The organism is Streptomyces sp. TLI_171 (assembly GCF_003610255.1).
GTDB lineage: Bacteria > Actinomycetota > Actinomycetes > Streptomycetales > Streptomycetaceae > Kitasatospora.
Window position 1 is genome coordinate 2,198,372 of record NZ_RAPS01000001.1, and the last position, 15,420, is coordinate 2,213,791.

The following is a 15,420-nucleotide window of genomic DNA, read 5'->3' on the forward strand; positions in this document are numbered from 1 at the left end:
CACCGGGGTTATTCCGTGAAAAAGCTCTCCGCACGACGGCGCCACCCACTGGCGGCGGTCGTCGTCCTACTTCTCGCCCTGGCGGCCACCGGGGGGCTGTACGCCGCTTTCGCGCCCGCCGAGAAGGCACAGGCCGACAGCTCTGCGCAGTCGCTCGCCATCGACGAGGGCAAGAAGCTCTTCGCCGTCGGCTGCTCCTCCTGCCACGGCCTGAACGGCCAGGGCACTTCTGACGGTCCGTCGCTGGTCGGCGTGGGCTCCGCGGCTGTCGACTTCCAGGTCGCCACCGGCCGCATGCCGGCCCAGCAGCCGGGCGCGCAGGTCCCGAGCAAGAAGAACATCTACTCGCAGGCCGAGATCGACCAGATGGCCGCCTTCGTGGCCTCGCTCGGTCCCGGCCCGGTCGCGCCGAACGCCAAGCAGTACCAGCCCTCCGACGACCCGGTGACCAACGCCGAGCAGGTCGCCAAGGGTGGCGAGCTGTTCCGCACCAACTGCGCCCAGTGCCACAACTTCGCCGGCAAGGGCGGTGCGCTGACCAACGGCAAGTACGCGCCGTCGCTGGAAGGCGTGGACGCCAAGCACATCTACGAGGCCATGCAGACCGGCCCGCAGAACATGCCGTCCTTCCCCGACACCACCATGCCGGAGGAGCAGAAGCGCGAGATCGTGGCGTTCGTCCGCAACGCCAACGACGAGCCGAACCCGGGCGGTCTCGCCCTGGGCAGCCTCGGCCCGGTCACCGAGGGCCTGTTCGGCTGGATCTTCGGTCTCGGCACGCTGATCGTCATCGCGATCTGGGTCGCCGCCCACACCACCAAGGCCAAGAAGTCATGAGCCACGACATGTCAGAGAACCTGCCGGAGGCGCACGCCGCCTCCCACGGCACGGACGTCGCCACCCACGGCGAGCCGTTCGCCGACCCGGGCCTGCCGGCCCACGAGCCGCGTCGGACCGACATCGACGAGCGGGCCGCCAAGCGGGCCGAGCGCCAGGTGTCGCTGCTGTTCGTCGTCTCGATGCTGGCGACCGTCGGCTTCATCGCGTCGTACGCGTCGATCGACGCCGACAAGCTGGTCTACATCTTCCCGCTGGGCCACGTCAGCGCGCTCAACTTCGCCCTGGGCATGACCCTCGGCGTCGCGCTGTTCTGCATCGGCGCGGGCGCGGTCCACTGGGCCCGCACCCTGATGTCGGACCACGAGCTGCCGGCCGAGCGGCACGCGATCGAGGCCGACGACGACGTCCGCAACGACGTCATCGAGCAGTTCAGGACGGGTGCCGCGGAGTCCGGCTTCGGCCGTCGCAAGATGATCCGCAACACCCTGATCGGCTCGATGGCCCTGGTGCCGCTGTCCGGTGTGGTGCTGCTGCGCGACCTCGGCCCGCTGCCGGAGCAGAAGCTCGCCCACACCAACTGGGACGAGGCCACCCCGGCGAAGCCGATCAAGCTGGTCAACATGAACACCGACCAGCCGATGAAGCCCGAGGACGTCGTCCAGGGCTCGCTGACCTTCGCGAAGCCGGAGGGGCTGGAGGAGTCCGCCGAGGACTTCCAGCAGCGCATCGCCAAGGACGCCCTGATGATCGTCCGGATCGCTCCGGCGGACCTCAAGGACGCCAAGTCGGCCGAGCTGGGCTTCGAGGGCATCCTCGCGTACTCGAAGATCTGCACCCACGTCGGCTGCCCGATCTCGCTGTACGAGCAGCAGACCCACCACGCGCTCTGCCCCTGCCACCAGTCGACCTTCGACCTGGCGGACGGCGCTCGCGTCATCTTCGGCCCGGCCGGGCACCCGCTGCCGCAGCTGAAGATCACCACCGATGAGCAGGGCTACCTGGTCGCCACCGGCGACTTCGACGAGCCCGTCGGCCCGAGCTACTGGGAGCGTCCGCGATGAGTTCCGCGAGCGGCACGAACAACAGTGCCTCCAAGCCGACCAGCACCCGCGCAAAGCCCGCCAACAAGGCCGAGGCGACCGCGGACTGGGTCGACGGCCGGCTGGGGATCTACTCCCTGGCCAAGGCCAACCTGCGCAAGATCTTCCCGGACCACTGGTCCTTCATGCTCGGTGAGATCTGCCTCTACAGCTTCATCATCATCATCCTCACGGGTGTGTACCTGACGCTGTTCTTCAAGCCGAGCATGGCCGAGGTCGTGTACCACGGCTCGTACCTGCCGCTGAACGGCATCAAGATGTCGGAGGCGTACGCCTCCACCATGAACATCAGCTTCGAGATCCGCGGCGGTCTGCTGATCCGTCAGATCCACCACTGGGCCGCGCTGGTCTTCGTGGCCGCGATGCTCGTGCACATGATGCGCGTGTTCTTCACCGGCGCGTTCCGCAAGCCCCGCGAGATCAACTGGGTCTTCGGCTTCCTGCTGCTGGTCCTGGGCATGTTCGACGGCTTCTTCGGCTACTCGCTGCCGGACGACCTGCTGTCGGGCACCGGCATCCGCTTCATGGAGGGCGCGATCCTGGCAGTGCCGATCGTCGGCACCTACATCCAGATGTTCCTGTTCGGCGGCGAGTTCCCGGGCACCGACATCGTCCCGCGCTTCTTCACCATCCACGTGCTGCTCATCCCGGGCATCATGCTGGGCCTGCTGGTGGCGCACCTGATCCTGGTCTTCTACCACAAGCACACCCAGTGGGCGGGCCCGGGCAAGACCGAGAAGAACGTCGTCGGCATGCCGCTGATGCCGGTCTACATGGCGAAGGCCGGCGGCTTCTTCTTCCTGGTCTTCGGCATCATCGCGGCGATGTCCGCGATCGCCACCATCAACCCGATCTGGGCGTACGGCCCGTACCGTCCGGACCAGGTGTCGACCGACGCCCAGCCCGACTGGTACATGGGCTTCTCCGAGGGCCTGATCCGCATCATGCCGGGCTGGGAGATCTCGGTCTGGGGCGGTCACACGCTGAACCTCGGCGTGATGGTCCCGCTGGCGATCTTCCCGGCGGTGCTGGCCGCGATCGCGGTGTACCCGTTCATCGAGTCCTGGGTCACCGGCGACAAGCGCGAGCACCACATCCTGGACCGCCCGCGCAACGCCCCGGTCCGCACCGCGCTCGGTGCGGCCTGGATCTCGCTCTACCTGATCCTGCTGGTCGGCGGTGGCAACGACCTGTTCGCCACGCACCTGCACCTGTCGATCAACACGATCACCTACACGGTCCGGGTCGGCTTCTTCGTGGTGCCGGTGCTGACCTTCATCGTCACCAAGCGCTGGTGCCTCGGCCTGCAGCGCCGCGACAAGGAGAAGGTGCTGCACGGCCGCGAGTCCGGCATCATCAAGCGCCTGCCGCACGGTGAGTTCGTCGAGGTCCACACCCCGCTGGCCCAGAAGGACCTGCACACCCTCACCGCCCACGAGCAGCCCCAGCCGCTGGAGCTGCCCGCCGAGACGGACGAGAACGGTGTGGCCCGCAAGGCCGGCGTGGTGACCAAGGCCCGGGTGAAGCTCTCCGAGGGCTTCTACGGCGAGGGCAACCAGATCGCCAAGCCCACCACCGAGGAGTACCAGGAGATCACCAGCGGCCACGGCCACCACTGATCCCCGGTAGCTGTCACGCCACGTCAGAACCCCCGCCGGCCCCGGCCGGCGGGGGTTCTGGCATATCCGGGCGGTGCCGCCCCGACGCCCTGTTATGTTGACCTGGTGCACGTGGTGATCGATCATCAGTCCCCCACTCCGCCCTACGAGCAGGTGCGCTCGCAGATCGCGGACCAGGCCCGGACGGGCGAACTCCCGGTCGGCCGCAAGCTCCCCACCGTCCGCGCGCTGGCCGAGGAACTCGGCCTGGCCGCGAACACGGTGGCCCGCGCCTACCGCGAGCTGGAGGCCGACGGCGTGGTCGAGACCCGCGGCCGGGCCGGCACCACCGTCGCCCCCACCGGGGACACCTCCCACCGCCTGGCCGCCACCGCCGCCGCCGAGTACGCCGCCCGCACCGCCCGCCTCGGCCTCACCCGGGACGAAGCCCTCAGCACCCTGCTCGCCGCCCTCGACGAGGCCTACGGCCGCTGAAACCGCCGAAGCGGCCGGCCCCCTGTCGAGGGGGACCGACCGCTCCGCGGGTCGTCGTCCGTCGCGGTCACACCGCGCGGTGCGTGATCTCCCCGCCGACCACCGTCATCAGCACCGCCAGGCCCGCCAGTTCCAGGTCCGGGGTCGCCAGCGGGTCGTCGGCGAACACCGTCAGGTCGCCCCGGTACCCGGCCGCGAGGCGGCCCGCCCGGTCCTCCTCCCCCGCCGCCCAGGCCGGCTCCACGGTGTACCCGGCCAGCGCCTGCAGAGGCGTCAGGGCCTGCCCGGGCAGGTGCGGGGGCTGCCGGAGGTCGCGGCTGGGCCGCCGGTGCCGCGCCCCCGCCATCACCCCGAGCGGCTCGAACGGCGCGATCGGCCAGTCCGACCCGAGCACCAGATGCGCCCCGGCGGCCACCAGGTCGCGGCAGCGGAACGCCCGGTCGGCCCGCTCCTCGCCCAGCCGCCGCGACCAGTTGTCGGTGTGGTCGGCCCGGGTGTAGTCCGTGCAGTGCGTCGGCTGCATCGAGGCCACGACCCCGAGCGCGGCGAACCGCGCGACGGTGTCGTCCGGCACCGTCTCGATGTGCTCGATCCGGTGCCGGACCCCGCTCGCCCCGTGCTCGGCGAGGGCCTTCTGCACCGCGTCCAGCACGTGCCGCACGGCCGCGTCCCCGATCGCGTGGGTGGCGGTCGGCACCCCGGCCCGGTGCAGTTCGCCGATCACCCGGGTGTACTCGGCGGGGTCGGGCCAGAACGCGCTCGTCGACTGGCCGTGGCGGTCGGGGCGTTCCAGCCAGGCCGTCCCGTTGTCGACGGTGCCGTCCATGAACAGCTTCACCCCGGCGATCCGGTGGCGCCGCCCGCCCTCGCCCTGACGCCTGATCAGCTCCGCCAGCCCGTCCGCCGGGACGCCGGGCTGCACCCAGGGCGCGATCCGCAGCCGCAGCGGCAGCTGCCCGCGCTCCGCCAGCGCCGCGTACACCGCCAGGCTCTCGCCGTTGGCGTCCATCGCGTGGCCGCCGGTGAGTCCGGCCGCGGCCATCCGCTGCAGCACCCCGGCGCTCGCCCGGCACAGGTCCTCGAAGCTCGGCCGGGGCGCGACCGCCTCGACCAGGTCGCACGCGGCGTCCTCCAGCAGCAGGCCGGTCGGGCGGCCGTCGGGGTCGCAGACCACCTCGGCCGAGCCCTGCTCGAACCGGCGCGGACCGTCGATCCCGGCCAGTTCCAGCGCCGTCCGGCTGGCCAGCATGGAGTGCGCGTCGAACAGGTCGATCGCGGCGGGCACCCCGTCCAGTACCGGGCCGACGCTCGCGGCGGAGACCGGCAGGCCGCCGAACACGTTCGGGTCGAGGCCCCACCCGCGCAGCCACTCGCCGGCCGTCAGCTCCCGGACGGCGGCGGCCAGCACGGCCCGGACGTCCGCCAGGTCGGCGCACCCCGACAGGTTGACCCCGGCGGTCCGCTCGGCGCCCGACACGGGGTGCAGGTGCCCGTCCGTCAGCCCGGGCGTGACCACCGCCCCGCCGAGGTCGACGACCTCCGCCCCGGCCGCCGGGTCGAGGCCGTTCCCCAGCCGGGAGATCCGTCCGCCGCTCACCGTGAGCGTGTCGAACGGCAGGAAGGCCCCGGTGCCGGGGTCGAGCAGGCGGGCGTTGGTCAGGACGAGGTCGGGGTGCACGGGGGAGCTCCTTCGCGGTGGTGCGGTCAGTGCGGGGCGCCGAGCGTCCCGGGCGCTAGGCCGAGTTCGCGCTCGGCCAGGGCGTGCGCCATCCGGGTGACCGCCCCGGGCCGTCCGGTGCGGTCGGTGTTGGCGTGCGCCCCCAGGCCGTCCAGGACGACCAGCAGCTGGATCGCGACGACCTGCGGATCGGGGGTACTGAACTCCCCGGCCGCGACGCCGTCGCCCAGCAGCGCCGTCAGTCCGTCCCGCCACGCCGCCTCCTGCCGGCCGACCCGCTCCCGCAGGGCGGGGCGGAACCGGCTGAGGTGACGGGCGTTCAGCCACAGGCGGCTCAGCTCGTCGTAGCGCGGGCCCTCGGTCCGGCCGAGGAAGCGGGCCAGCCGCCGCACCGCCGGGAGTCCGGCCTCGGACTCCGGCAGCAGCTCGGCCAGCTCGCCGCCCGCCGCGACGCCGAACGCCTCGGCGACCAGTTCCTCCGCCACCGGGAAGTAGTGGCTGATCAGCCCCGGACGGACGTCCAGCTCCTCGGCGACCCGCCGCATCGTGATGCACTCCAGGCCCTCGGCGAGCGCGATCGCGGCCGCGGTGGCCACGATCTCCGCCCGCCTGGCCTCGGGGTTCTTGCGCACCCGTTTCGGCCGGTCGCTTGACGACATGCCTCGCACGCTATTGGATGTGCGACCAATAGACAAGCCGCCTTCCGCATCGGCCGCTCCCGCACCGCCGACCGCACCGGCACCCGTACTCGAAACCTCGGAGGACTCCATGGAATCCACGATTCCAGACCCCCACACGGAGCTCCCCACTCCCCCGCCGACCACCGACCGGCCCGGCCGGGTCGAGGCCCACGGCATCGACCACATCCCCGACTCCGAACGCCACGGCCGCCCCCGCGACCTGTTCGCCGTCTGGGCCGCCCCCAACGTCAGCTACCTCAACCTGGTGGTCGGCGGCGCCCTGGTGCTGATCGGACTCGACCTGTGGCAGTCGCTGGCCGTCATCGTGACCGGGAACCTGCTCTGGGCCGGCGTCGGCCTGCTGGCCGTCAGCGGCCCGGCCGCCGGCGCCCCCAGCGAGGTCATCATGCGGGCCATGTTCGGCGTCCGCGGCAACCGGGTGAACATCGCCGTCACCGGCTGGTTCGTCTCGGTCTGCTACCTCGCCCTGAACTGGGCCGCCGCCTCGCTCGCCGCCTTCGCCCTCGCCGACCGGGCCGGCCTCACCCCGGGCACCCCGCTCAAGGTGCTGATCATCGTGCTGGTCGCCGCCGGCACGCTCGCCATCTCGGTGTACGGCCACGCCACCATCGTCCGGCTCTACGGCCCCTTCACGCTGATCCTCACCGCCGTCTTCCTGCTGCTCACGGGCTACCTGCTGGCCGGCCACGCCGACTGGCACTACCGCCCCGCCGAGCCCCTGCACGGCACCGCCCTGCTCGCCGCGCTGGCCGGCGGCACCGCGCTGATCGCCTCCGCCCCTCTCTCCTACTCCACCAGCGCCGACTTCTCCCGCTACCTCCCCCGCACCGCCTCCCCCCGCGCGGTGGCCGGCTGGACCGCGGTCGGCGGCTTCGTCCCCAGCGTCCTGTTCACCGCTCTCGGCTCCCTCGGCGCCACCACCCTCGACATGACGGACCCGCAGAGCGCCCTCACCGCCGTCCTGCCCGGCTGGTTCCGGCCGCTCTTCCTGCTCGCCGTCGTCCTCAGCGCGGTCGCCAACAACGCCATGACCGCCTACTCCTCCGGCCTCGCCCTGCAGGCCGTGGGCCTGCGCATCCGCCGCTCCCGCAGCGTCGCCCTGGACGGCGCCCTCGGCATCGCGCTCACCCTCTACGCGCTGCTGGTCTCCAACTTCCTGGACACCGTGAACAACATGCTGGAGCTGACGGTCGCGCTGACCGGCCCCGTCATGGCTGTCTACGCCACCGACATCATCCGGCGCCGCAACCGCTACCGCGGGCCCGAGCTCACCGACGAGACCCCCGCCTCCCCCTACTGGTACTCCCACGGCGTCAACTGGGCGGGCGTCACCGCCCTCCTGCTCGGCACCGCCGCCGCCACCCTCTGCCTCGCCACCCAGCTCTTCACCGGCGCGCTGGCCCGGCTCGCCGGGGGCACCGACCTGTCCCTCCCGGCCGGCATGCTCACCGCCGCCGTCACCTACTGGGTCCTCATGTCCCGCACCCACCCGACCAGGTAGCCCCCGCCCCCTGCGCCGTCCCCGCGCCCGTCATGGGCGCGGGGAACTGCGCAAGGCGGGAGGCGACAACGGCGAGGTCCGCCCGGCAGGAGCACGTTGCTCCCCGGGCGGACCTTGCCGTTGCCCTAGCGGCCGCCGGCCTGGGCACTCGTGCTCGCACTCGCCGAGGCCGAGGCCGATGGCGATGGCGATGGCGATGGCGATGCGTTCGTCGCAGCCGCCGGTGCCGTCGTGGTGACGGGCTTGCCCAGGGCGCTGTGCTTCGCGTACTCGTCGAAGTTGATGTTCCAGTCCCCGAAGCCGTTGCCGAACGGCTCCATCTCGTGGCCCTGGCTGTTGACCACCTGCACGATGTCGCCGACCCGGGTGTTGTCGAAGAACCACTTCGCTTCGTCGGTGCTCATACCGGTGCAGCCGTGGCTGACGTTCTCCTTGCCCTGCGCCCAGGTGGACCACGGCGCCGCGTGCACGTACTCGCCGCTCCAGGTGACCCGGGTCGCCCACTTCACGTCCAGGTCGTAGGACTCGCTGCTGCCTTCCGGGATGCCGATGGTCTCGCCGCTCATCCGGACGTCGGCCTCCTGGCCGAGCACGACCTTGATGCCGTTGCGGGTGGAGAAGCCGGGCTTGCCGGTGGTGACGGGGATGGTCTTCACCACCGCGCCGTTGCGCTTGTAGGTCAGTTCGTGGGTGCCGGCGTCGACCAGCGCCTCGACCCGGTCGCCGGTGCGCAGCGCGAGGGTCTGCTGCTCGCCGCCGAAGACGCCGTCGGATATCCGGACGCCGGGCAGGTCGTAGGCGAGCTTGACGGTGGTGTTGGCGGGCCAGTAGTCCTGCGGGCGGAAGTGCAGGTTCTCGTCGTCGACCCAGTACCAGGCGCCGGTGACGGCGGGCTGCGAGGTGATGGTCAGTCCGCGTTCGATCTGCTGCCGGGCGGCGGGGTCGGTGACCGCCTCGGAGAGCTTGACGGTGAGCGGCTGGCCGACGCCGTAGACGCCGCTGCCGGAGCTGTCGGGGCCGAGTTCGGCGGTGACGACGTGCTGCGCGGCGTCGGTGGTGAAGGTGGTCTCGCTCTCTCCGTGGCCGCCGTTGCCGTCCTCGGCGGCGACCTTGACGGTGTAGGCGGTACCGGCCCGGAGCGGGTCGGTGGTCTGCCAGTGCTGCTGGTCGGCGGCGAGCTGTCCGGCGACGGGCTGTCCGTCGGGTCCGGTGACGGTGACGGCGCCGAGCTTCGTGGATCCGTCCGTGGTGACGCTGTACGCCTTCGTCGGGTCGGCCTTCTCCCCGGTGGCCGAGGTGTGGATCAGGGGGCCGATGTCGATCTGGTGGGTCGAGTTCTCCTGATCCGAGCCGCCGGACGAACAGGCTGCGGCGGGGGCGATGACCAGCATGGCGGCCAGCGCGGTACGGGTGGAGCCAACTATCCGAGAGCCCTTCAACGGAACCTCCCAGGGGTTTGAACCTGCCTCAGAGCGTAGGAAGGCGTCACCCGAGCGGCACTCCGGGTAACCCGCGCGGGGGAATCCTCGGGGGAACGCCGACGGGCCGGGCACCCCCCGGAAGGGGTGCCCGGCCCGTCGGACCGTCAGTGCTGCGGGGGAACCTACTGGTTCTGGTTCTCGCCGCGGTAGAACTCGAAGACCCAGCCGAACAGGCCGATCAGGATGATCGGGATCGACCAGTACAGCAGCCACCAGCCGAAGATGACGCCCAGGAAGGCCAGCGCGCCACCGACCGCCAGCGAGAGCGGCTGCCAGCTGTGCGGGGCGAAGAAGCCGACCTCGCCGGCGTCGTCCGAGACCTCGGCCTCGGGGTTGTCACCCGCGCCGGTGTCCACCCGCTTGGCGGTGAACGCCAGGTAGAAGCCGATGAAGGCGCACAGGCCGAAGGCCAGGAACAGCGCGGTGGTGCCGGCGGCCTCCAGGCCGTGGTCCGACTTGGTGGTCCAGACGAAGTAGGTGATCGCCATCGCCAGGATGAAGACGGCGAAGCCTCCGAAGATCTTGCCCTGTTCCTTCATCGGGCGTCACCTTCCTTCTTGCCCTTGCCCAGCGACGGACGGTCGTACTGCGCGGGAGTGACGCCTTCGAAGTGCTTCGCCGGCTCGCCGTGGTTCTCCAGGTAGTCCAGCGCGGCGACCTCGGGGTGGTGCAGGTCGAAGGCCGGGGACTCCGAGCGGATGCGCGGCAGCGTGGTGAAGTTGTGCCGCGGCGGCGGGCAGGAGGTCGCCCACTCCAGCGAGCGGCCGTAGCCCCACGGGTCGTCGACCTCGACCTTCTCCCCGTACTTGGCGGTCTTCCAGACGTTGTAGAGGAACGGCAGGATCGACAGGCCGAGCAGGAAGGAGCTGATCGTCGAGATGGTGTTCAGCGTGGTGAAGCCGTCCGAGGCCAGGTAGTCCGCGTAACGACGCGGCATGCCCTCGGCGCCCAGCCAGTGCTGCACCAGGAAGGTGCCGTGGAAGCCGACGAACAGCGTCCAGAAGGTGATCTTGCCGAGGCGCTCGTCCAGCATCTTGCCGGTCATCTTCGGCCACCAGAAGTGGAAGCCGGCGAACATCGCGAAGACGACGGTGCCGAACACCACGTAGTGGAAGTGCGCGACGACGAAGTACGAGTCCGAGACGTGGAAGTCGATCGGCGGGGAGGCGAGCAGAACGCCCGTCAGACCGCCGAACAGGAAGGTGACCAGGAAGCCGATCGTCCAGAGCATCGGGGTCTCGAAGCTCAGCGAGCCCTTCCACATGGTGCCGACCCAGTTGAAGAACTTCACACCGGTCGGGACCGCGATCAGGAAGGTCATGAACGAGAAGAACGGCAGCAGCACCTGCCCGGTGACGTACATGTGGTGGGCCCACACCGTCACCGAGAGGCCGGCGATCGCGATGGTGGCGGCGATCAGGCCGGAGTAGCCGAACATCGGCTTGCGGCTGAAGACCGGGATGATCTCCGACACGATGCCGAAGAACGGCAGCGCGATGATGTACACCTCGGGGTGGCCGAAGAACCAGAACAGGTGCTGCCAGAGCAGCGCGCCACCGTTCGTCGGATCGAAGACGTGTGCCCCGAACTTGCGGTCCGCCTCCAGGGCGAACAGCGCGGCCGCGAGGACCGGGAAGGCCAGCAGCACCAGCACGGCGGTCAGCAGGACGTTCCAGACGAAGATCGACATCCGGAACATCGTCATGCCGGGGGCGCGCATGCAGATGATGGTGGTGATGAAGTTGACCGCACCGAGGATGGTGCCGAAGCCGGAGAAGGCCAGGCCCATGATCCACATGTCTGCGCCGATGCCCGGCGAGCGGACCGCGTCGGACAGCGGCGAGTAGGCGAACCAGCCGAAGTCGGCCGCGCCCTGCGGGGTCAGGAAGCCCGCGACCGCGATGATCGAGCCGAACAGGTAGAGCCAGTAGGCGAACATGTTCAGCCGCGGGAACGCCACGTCGGGCGCGCCGATCTGCAACGGCATGATCCAGTTCGCGAAGCCGGCGAACAGCGGGGTGGCGAACATCAGCAGCATGATCGTGCCATGCATGGTGAACGCCTGGTTGAACTGCTCGTTCGACAGGATCTGGGTACCCGGGCGGGCGAGCTCGGCGCGCATGACCAGGGCGAGCACGCCACCGATCAGGAAAAAGGCGAACGAGGTCGCCAGGTACATCGTGCCGATCGTCTTGTGGTCAGTGGTGGTGAGCCACTTGATGATCGCGTTGCCCGGCTTGCGCACCCGCGGAGTCCCCGAGGTGACGGCCCCGGCTCCCCCACCGGCCGCGGCGGGCTCGTTGAGGATGGTCACTTCTCTTCACTACTTCCCGTGGGGAGGATGCCTGCGGGGACCGCACCGGCCTGGCCCTTGGCCCGGAGCTCCTTCAGGTGCGCCTCGTACTCGTCGTGCGAGACGACCTTCACGTTGAAGAGCATCCGGGAGTGGTCGGTGCCGCAGAGCTCGGCGCACTTGCCGCGGTAGGTACCGAGCGCGGTCGGGGTGACCTCGAACTCGTTCACCACGCCCGGCACGACGTCCATCTTCATCAGGAAGTTGATGGGCCAGAAGTCGTGGATGACGTCGTTGGAGGTCAGCTTGAAGGTCACCGACTCGTTGATCGGCAGGTAGAGCGTGGGCGGCTCCGCGGTGCTGCCGACCTCGTACGCGGCGGTGGTGCTCGCCGGGTCCGGGATCTCGCTGTTCTCGTAATTGAACGCCCAACTCCACTGGAAGCCCACCACGTTGATGGTGTGCTGGGGCTTCGCGGAGACCTTCGTCAGGGTGGCCTCGTCGCGCGCGACGAAGTAGAACAGCACCGAGACGATGACGAGGGGGACCGCGGTGTACAGCGCCTCGATGGGCACGTTGTACCGGGTCTGAGCGGGGATCTCCACCTTGGTGCGGCTGCGCCGGTGGAAGATCACGCTCCAGAGGATCAGACCCCACATCAATGCACCAACAACCAGAGCCGCGATCCACGAGCCCTGCCACATGTGAAGGACCAGCGGGCCTTCCTTGGTGACGGGACTGGGGAGGCCAAGCCTGGGCAGGTCGTTGGCCGAGCAGCCGGTGGCGGTCGCGATGACGAGGCCCAGTGCCAGCGCCTGAGGCAGCTTCCGCCGCATCGTGCGCCGCGGCGAGCGGTCGGAGCCGTTGGGACTCACGTAGCGCCTTCCCGAAGTCTCGCCCGCGAACGCACCACCGGGAGGAGCCTGCTGTCAGGTCTCCTCGGCGGTCCGGCCACGGGCACGGTTTGAATGCTTATGCGGGCCAAACGCTACTCCATCCTTATGCGGCACTCACGGGCAGCCCCCGCTAACGCGCCGCCCGGCTACCCGATCAGCCCCGGGGGGGTGAACCACCCCTTCGGGGCAGGTGGAGTCGCAGGTCATGGCGGACATTCGAGCCTCCCACGACCGAACGGGCGACCGTACTGCGACACGCGGGTGACGGACCGTCGGCTCCCCGGCAGGCCGGGAGGAATCACCCCGTAAGGGGCGTCGTCTACCGTGATCCCGTGCCCTACTTCGACGCCGCCTCCACCGCTCCGCTGCACCCCGTCGCCCGGCAGGCGCTGCTCGCCGCCCTCGACGAGGGGTGGGCCGACCCGGCCCGGCTGTACCGCTCGGGCCGGCAGGCCCGGATGCTGCTGGACGCCGCCCGGGAGACCGTCGCCGAGGTGCTCGGCGCCCGCGCCGACGAGATCGCCTTCACCGCATCCGGCACCCAGGCCCTGCAGTTGGGCGTCCTCGGCACGCTGCGCGGCCACCGCCGCCGCGGCGCCCACCTGGTGCACTCCGCCGTCGAGCACTCCGCCGTGCTGCACACCGCCGAACGCTGGGAGGCCGACGGCGGCGCCGCCACCGCCGTCCCGGTGGACCGTCACGGCCGGGTCGCCGCCGAGCAGTTCGCCGCCGCGCTGCGCCCCGACACCGCGCTCGCCGTCCTGCAGTCCGCCAACCACGAGGTCGGCACCCTGCAGCCGGTCGCCGAGACCGCCGCGCTCTGCGGCGACGTCCCACTGCTGGTGGACGCCGCGCAGAGCGCCGGGCGGCTGCCGGTTCCCGACGGCTGGTCGGTCCTCACCGCGAGCGCCCACAAGTGGGGCGGGCCGGCCGGCGTCGGGGTGCTCGCCGTCCGCAAGGGCGTCCGGTACTCCTCGCCACTGCCCGCCGACGACCGCGAGCGCGGGCGGGTGCCCGGCTTCGTCGACGTGCCGGCGATCGTCGCCGCCGCGGCCTCGCTGCGCGCGGTGCGGGCCGAGGCGGAGGCGGAGGACGCGCGGCTGCGGGTGCTGGTCGACCTGATCCGCCGTCGGGTCCCGGAGCTGGTCCCCGCCGTCGAGGTGGTCGGCCACCCCGAGCTGCGGCTCCCGCACCTGGTCACCTTCTCCTGCCTGTACGTGGACGGCGAGGTGCTGCTCGGCGCGCTGGACCGGGCCGGCTTCGCGGTCAACTCCGGCTCCTCCTGCACCTCCAGCACGCTGACCCCCAGCCACGTGCTGGCCGCGATGGGCGTGCTCACCGAGGGCAACGTCCGGGTCTCGCTGCCGACCGGCACCACCGCCGCCGAGGTCGACGCCTTCCTGGAGGTCCTGCCGCGGACGGTCGCCGAGATCCGCGCCCCGCTCGGCCTGGACCTCCCGGCCCCCGCCGGCCCCACCGCCGAGGCGCTGGTGCTCGACACGCTCGGCCGGCGCTGCCCGATCCCGGTGATCGAGCTCGCCAAGCACATCGGCGAGGTGGCCCCCGGCGGCCGCGTCGCCGTCCTCTCCGACGACGAGGCGGCCCGGCACGACATCCCCGCCTGGTGCGAGATGTGCGGCCACACCTACGCGGGCGAAGCGCCCGCCACCGAGTACGGCGCCGACCGAGGCACCGCGTACCTGGTGACCAGGGGCTAGAGCTTGGCGCGGATCTCGGCGGCGGCCTCGGCGCCGTAGGCCGCCTCGAAGCGCTGCAGGAAGTGGCCGCCGCGCAGCTCGTACTCCTGGGTGCCGATGGTCTCGATCACCAGGGTCGCGAGCATGCAGCCGAGCTGGGCGGCGCGCTCCAGGCCGAGGTCCCAGGACAGGCCCGCGAGGAAGCCGGCCCGGAAGCCGTCGCCGACGCCGGTCGGGTCGGCCTTGCGCTCCTCGGCGGCGCAGCCCACCACGATGTCGGGCTCGCCGCGGCGCTGGATCCGGACGCCCTTGGGGCCGAGGGTGGTGACGCGGGTGCCGACGCGCTGCAGGATCTCGTCCGCGGACCAGCCGGTCTTGGACTCGATCAGCGCGGCCTCGTACTCGTTGGTGAACAGGTACGCCGCGCCGTCGACGATCTCCCGGATGTCCTCGCCGTCCAGCCGGGCCAGCTGCTGGGAGGGGTCGGCGGCGAAGGCGTAGCCGCGGATCCGGCACTCCTGGGTGTGGCGGACCATCGCGGCGGGGTCGTCCGCGCCGATCAGCACCAGGTCGAGGCCGCCGACCCGGTCGGCGATCGGCTTGAGCTCGATGTTGCGGGCCTCGGCCATCGCGCCGGTGTAGAAGGACGCGATCTGGTTGTGGTCCTGGTCGGTGGTGCACATGAACCGGGCGGTGTGCCGGGTCTCGGAGATGTGCACGGACTGGGTGTCCACGCCGTGCCGGTCCAGCCAGCTGCGGTACTCGGCGAAGTCGCCGCCGGCCGCGCCGACCAGCACCGGCCGCAGGCCGAGGACGCCCATGCCGAACGCGATGTTCGGGCCGACGCCGCCGCGGCGGATGTCCAGGGTGTCGACCAGGAAGGACAGCGAGACCGTGTGCAGCTGTTCGGGCACCAGCTGATCGGCGAAGCGGCCGGGGAAGGTGGCCAGGTGGTCGGTGGCGATCGAGCCGGCGACGGCGATGCGCACGGGGTTCTCCTCGGGCGGCCCGACGGTGGGCCTGAGCGGGGGGCAACAACCCAGCTACGGTACCCGCCCGAACCGGTACTACCCATTGGTAGGGGTGTCGCCCGGGCCGAGGTCGTCCTAGGGTCGCCAGTAGGGGGCCGGTGCAACGGCC

Annotated in this window: 13 protein-coding genes; 6 read left to right on the plus strand and 7 right to left on the minus strand. The window is 71.1% G+C overall.

Annotated features, from left to right (window positions below; all coding sequences use genetic code 11):
- Window positions 1–15 precede the first annotated feature (15 nt).
- The 4 genes from BX266_RS09985 (at window position 16) to BX266_RS10000 (ending at window position 4,033) form a co-directional block, all read left to right on the plus strand.
- Window positions 16–837: a c-type cytochrome gene (locus tag BX266_RS09985; RefSeq protein ID WP_099898562.1), complete on the plus strand. Its 822-nt coding sequence runs from the start codon at window positions 16–18 to the stop codon at window positions 835–837.
- Window positions 838–845: 8 nt separating this feature from the next.
- Complete coding sequence (locus BX266_RS09990) at window positions 846–1,901, plus strand: ubiquinol-cytochrome c reductase iron-sulfur subunit (protein WP_259464632.1); 1,056 nt, start codon at window positions 846–848, stop codon at window positions 1,899–1,901.
- On the plus strand, window positions 1,898–3,559 hold the full coding sequence (locus tag BX266_RS09995) for a ubiquinol-cytochrome c reductase cytochrome b subunit (protein WP_099898566.1): 1,662 nt from the start codon (window positions 1,898–1,900) through the stop codon (window positions 3,557–3,559). The genes BX266_RS09990 and BX266_RS09995 overlap by 4 nt, the downstream gene beginning before the upstream one ends.
- A gap of 105 nt (window positions 3,560–3,664) precedes the next feature.
- Window positions 3,665–4,033, plus strand: a complete 369-nt coding sequence (locus tag BX266_RS10000; protein ID WP_099898568.1) for a GntR family transcriptional regulator — start codon at window positions 3,665–3,667, stop codon at window positions 4,031–4,033.
- Between the two features lie 67 nt (window positions 4,034–4,100).
- Here the strand turns inward: BX266_RS10000 and BX266_RS10005 are convergent, their stop codons facing one another.
- Together BX266_RS10005 and BX266_RS10010 are read right to left on the minus strand one after the other, a co-directional pair.
- Window positions 4,101–5,711, minus strand: a complete 1,611-nt coding sequence (locus BX266_RS10005) for an amidohydrolase (RefSeq protein ID WP_099898570.1) — start codon at window positions 5,709–5,711, stop codon at window positions 4,101–4,103.
- 26 nt (window positions 5,712–5,737) lie between these two features.
- Window positions 5,738–6,370: a TetR/AcrR family transcriptional regulator gene (locus BX266_RS10010; RefSeq protein WP_099898572.1), complete on the minus strand. Its 633-nt coding sequence runs from the start codon at window positions 6,368–6,370 to the stop codon at window positions 5,738–5,740.
- Window positions 6,371–6,479: 109 nt separating this feature from the next.
- Between BX266_RS10010 and BX266_RS10015 the strand changes: the two genes are divergently transcribed.
- Entirely contained in the window at window positions 6,480–7,913 is a 1,434-nt protein-coding gene (locus BX266_RS10015; protein ID WP_099898574.1) for a cytosine permease, read from the plus strand.
- 125 nt (window positions 7,914–8,038) lie between these two features.
- Here BX266_RS10015 and BX266_RS10020 read toward each other — a convergent pair whose 3' ends face one another.
- The 4 genes from BX266_RS10020 to coxB form a co-directional block, all read right to left on the minus strand.
- Window positions 8,039–9,304: an Ig-like domain-containing protein gene (locus BX266_RS10020; protein ID WP_099898576.1), complete on the minus strand. Its 1,266-nt coding sequence runs from the start codon at window positions 9,302–9,304 to the stop codon at window positions 8,039–8,041.
- A gap of 212 nt (window positions 9,305–9,516) precedes the next feature.
- The gene (locus tag BX266_RS10025) at window positions 9,517–9,933 is read right to left on the minus strand and encodes a cytochrome c oxidase subunit 4 (protein WP_099898578.1); all 417 of its coding nucleotides are present in this window, start codon (window positions 9,931–9,933) and stop codon (window positions 9,517–9,519) included.
- Window positions 9,930–11,708, minus strand: a complete 1,779-nt coding sequence (gene ctaD, locus BX266_RS10030; protein ID WP_099898580.1) for a cytochrome c oxidase subunit I — start codon at window positions 11,706–11,708, stop codon at window positions 9,930–9,932. The genes BX266_RS10025 and ctaD overlap by 4 nt, the downstream gene beginning before the upstream one ends.
- Window positions 11,705–12,562: a cytochrome c oxidase subunit II gene (gene coxB, locus BX266_RS10035; RefSeq protein WP_099898582.1), complete on the minus strand. Its 858-nt coding sequence runs from the start codon at window positions 12,560–12,562 to the stop codon at window positions 11,705–11,707. Before coxB ends, ctaD begins: the two co-directional genes overlap by 4 nt.
- Before the next feature lie 353 nt (window positions 12,563–12,915).
- Here coxB and BX266_RS10040 point away from each other — a divergent pair, with 353 nt between their 5' ends.
- Window positions 12,916–14,301, plus strand: a complete 1,386-nt coding sequence (locus BX266_RS10040) for a cysteine desulfurase/sulfurtransferase TusA family protein (RefSeq protein ID WP_099898584.1) — start codon at window positions 12,916–12,918, stop codon at window positions 14,299–14,301.
- Here the strand turns inward: BX266_RS10040 and BX266_RS10045 are convergent.
- Window positions 14,298–15,269 (minus strand): carbohydrate kinase family protein, encoded by a 972-nt coding sequence (locus BX266_RS10045; RefSeq protein ID WP_099898586.1) that lies wholly within the window; start codon window positions 15,267–15,269, stop codon window positions 14,298–14,300. The genes BX266_RS10040 and BX266_RS10045 overlap by 4 nt on opposite strands.
- Window positions 15,270–15,420 lie beyond the last annotated feature (151 nt).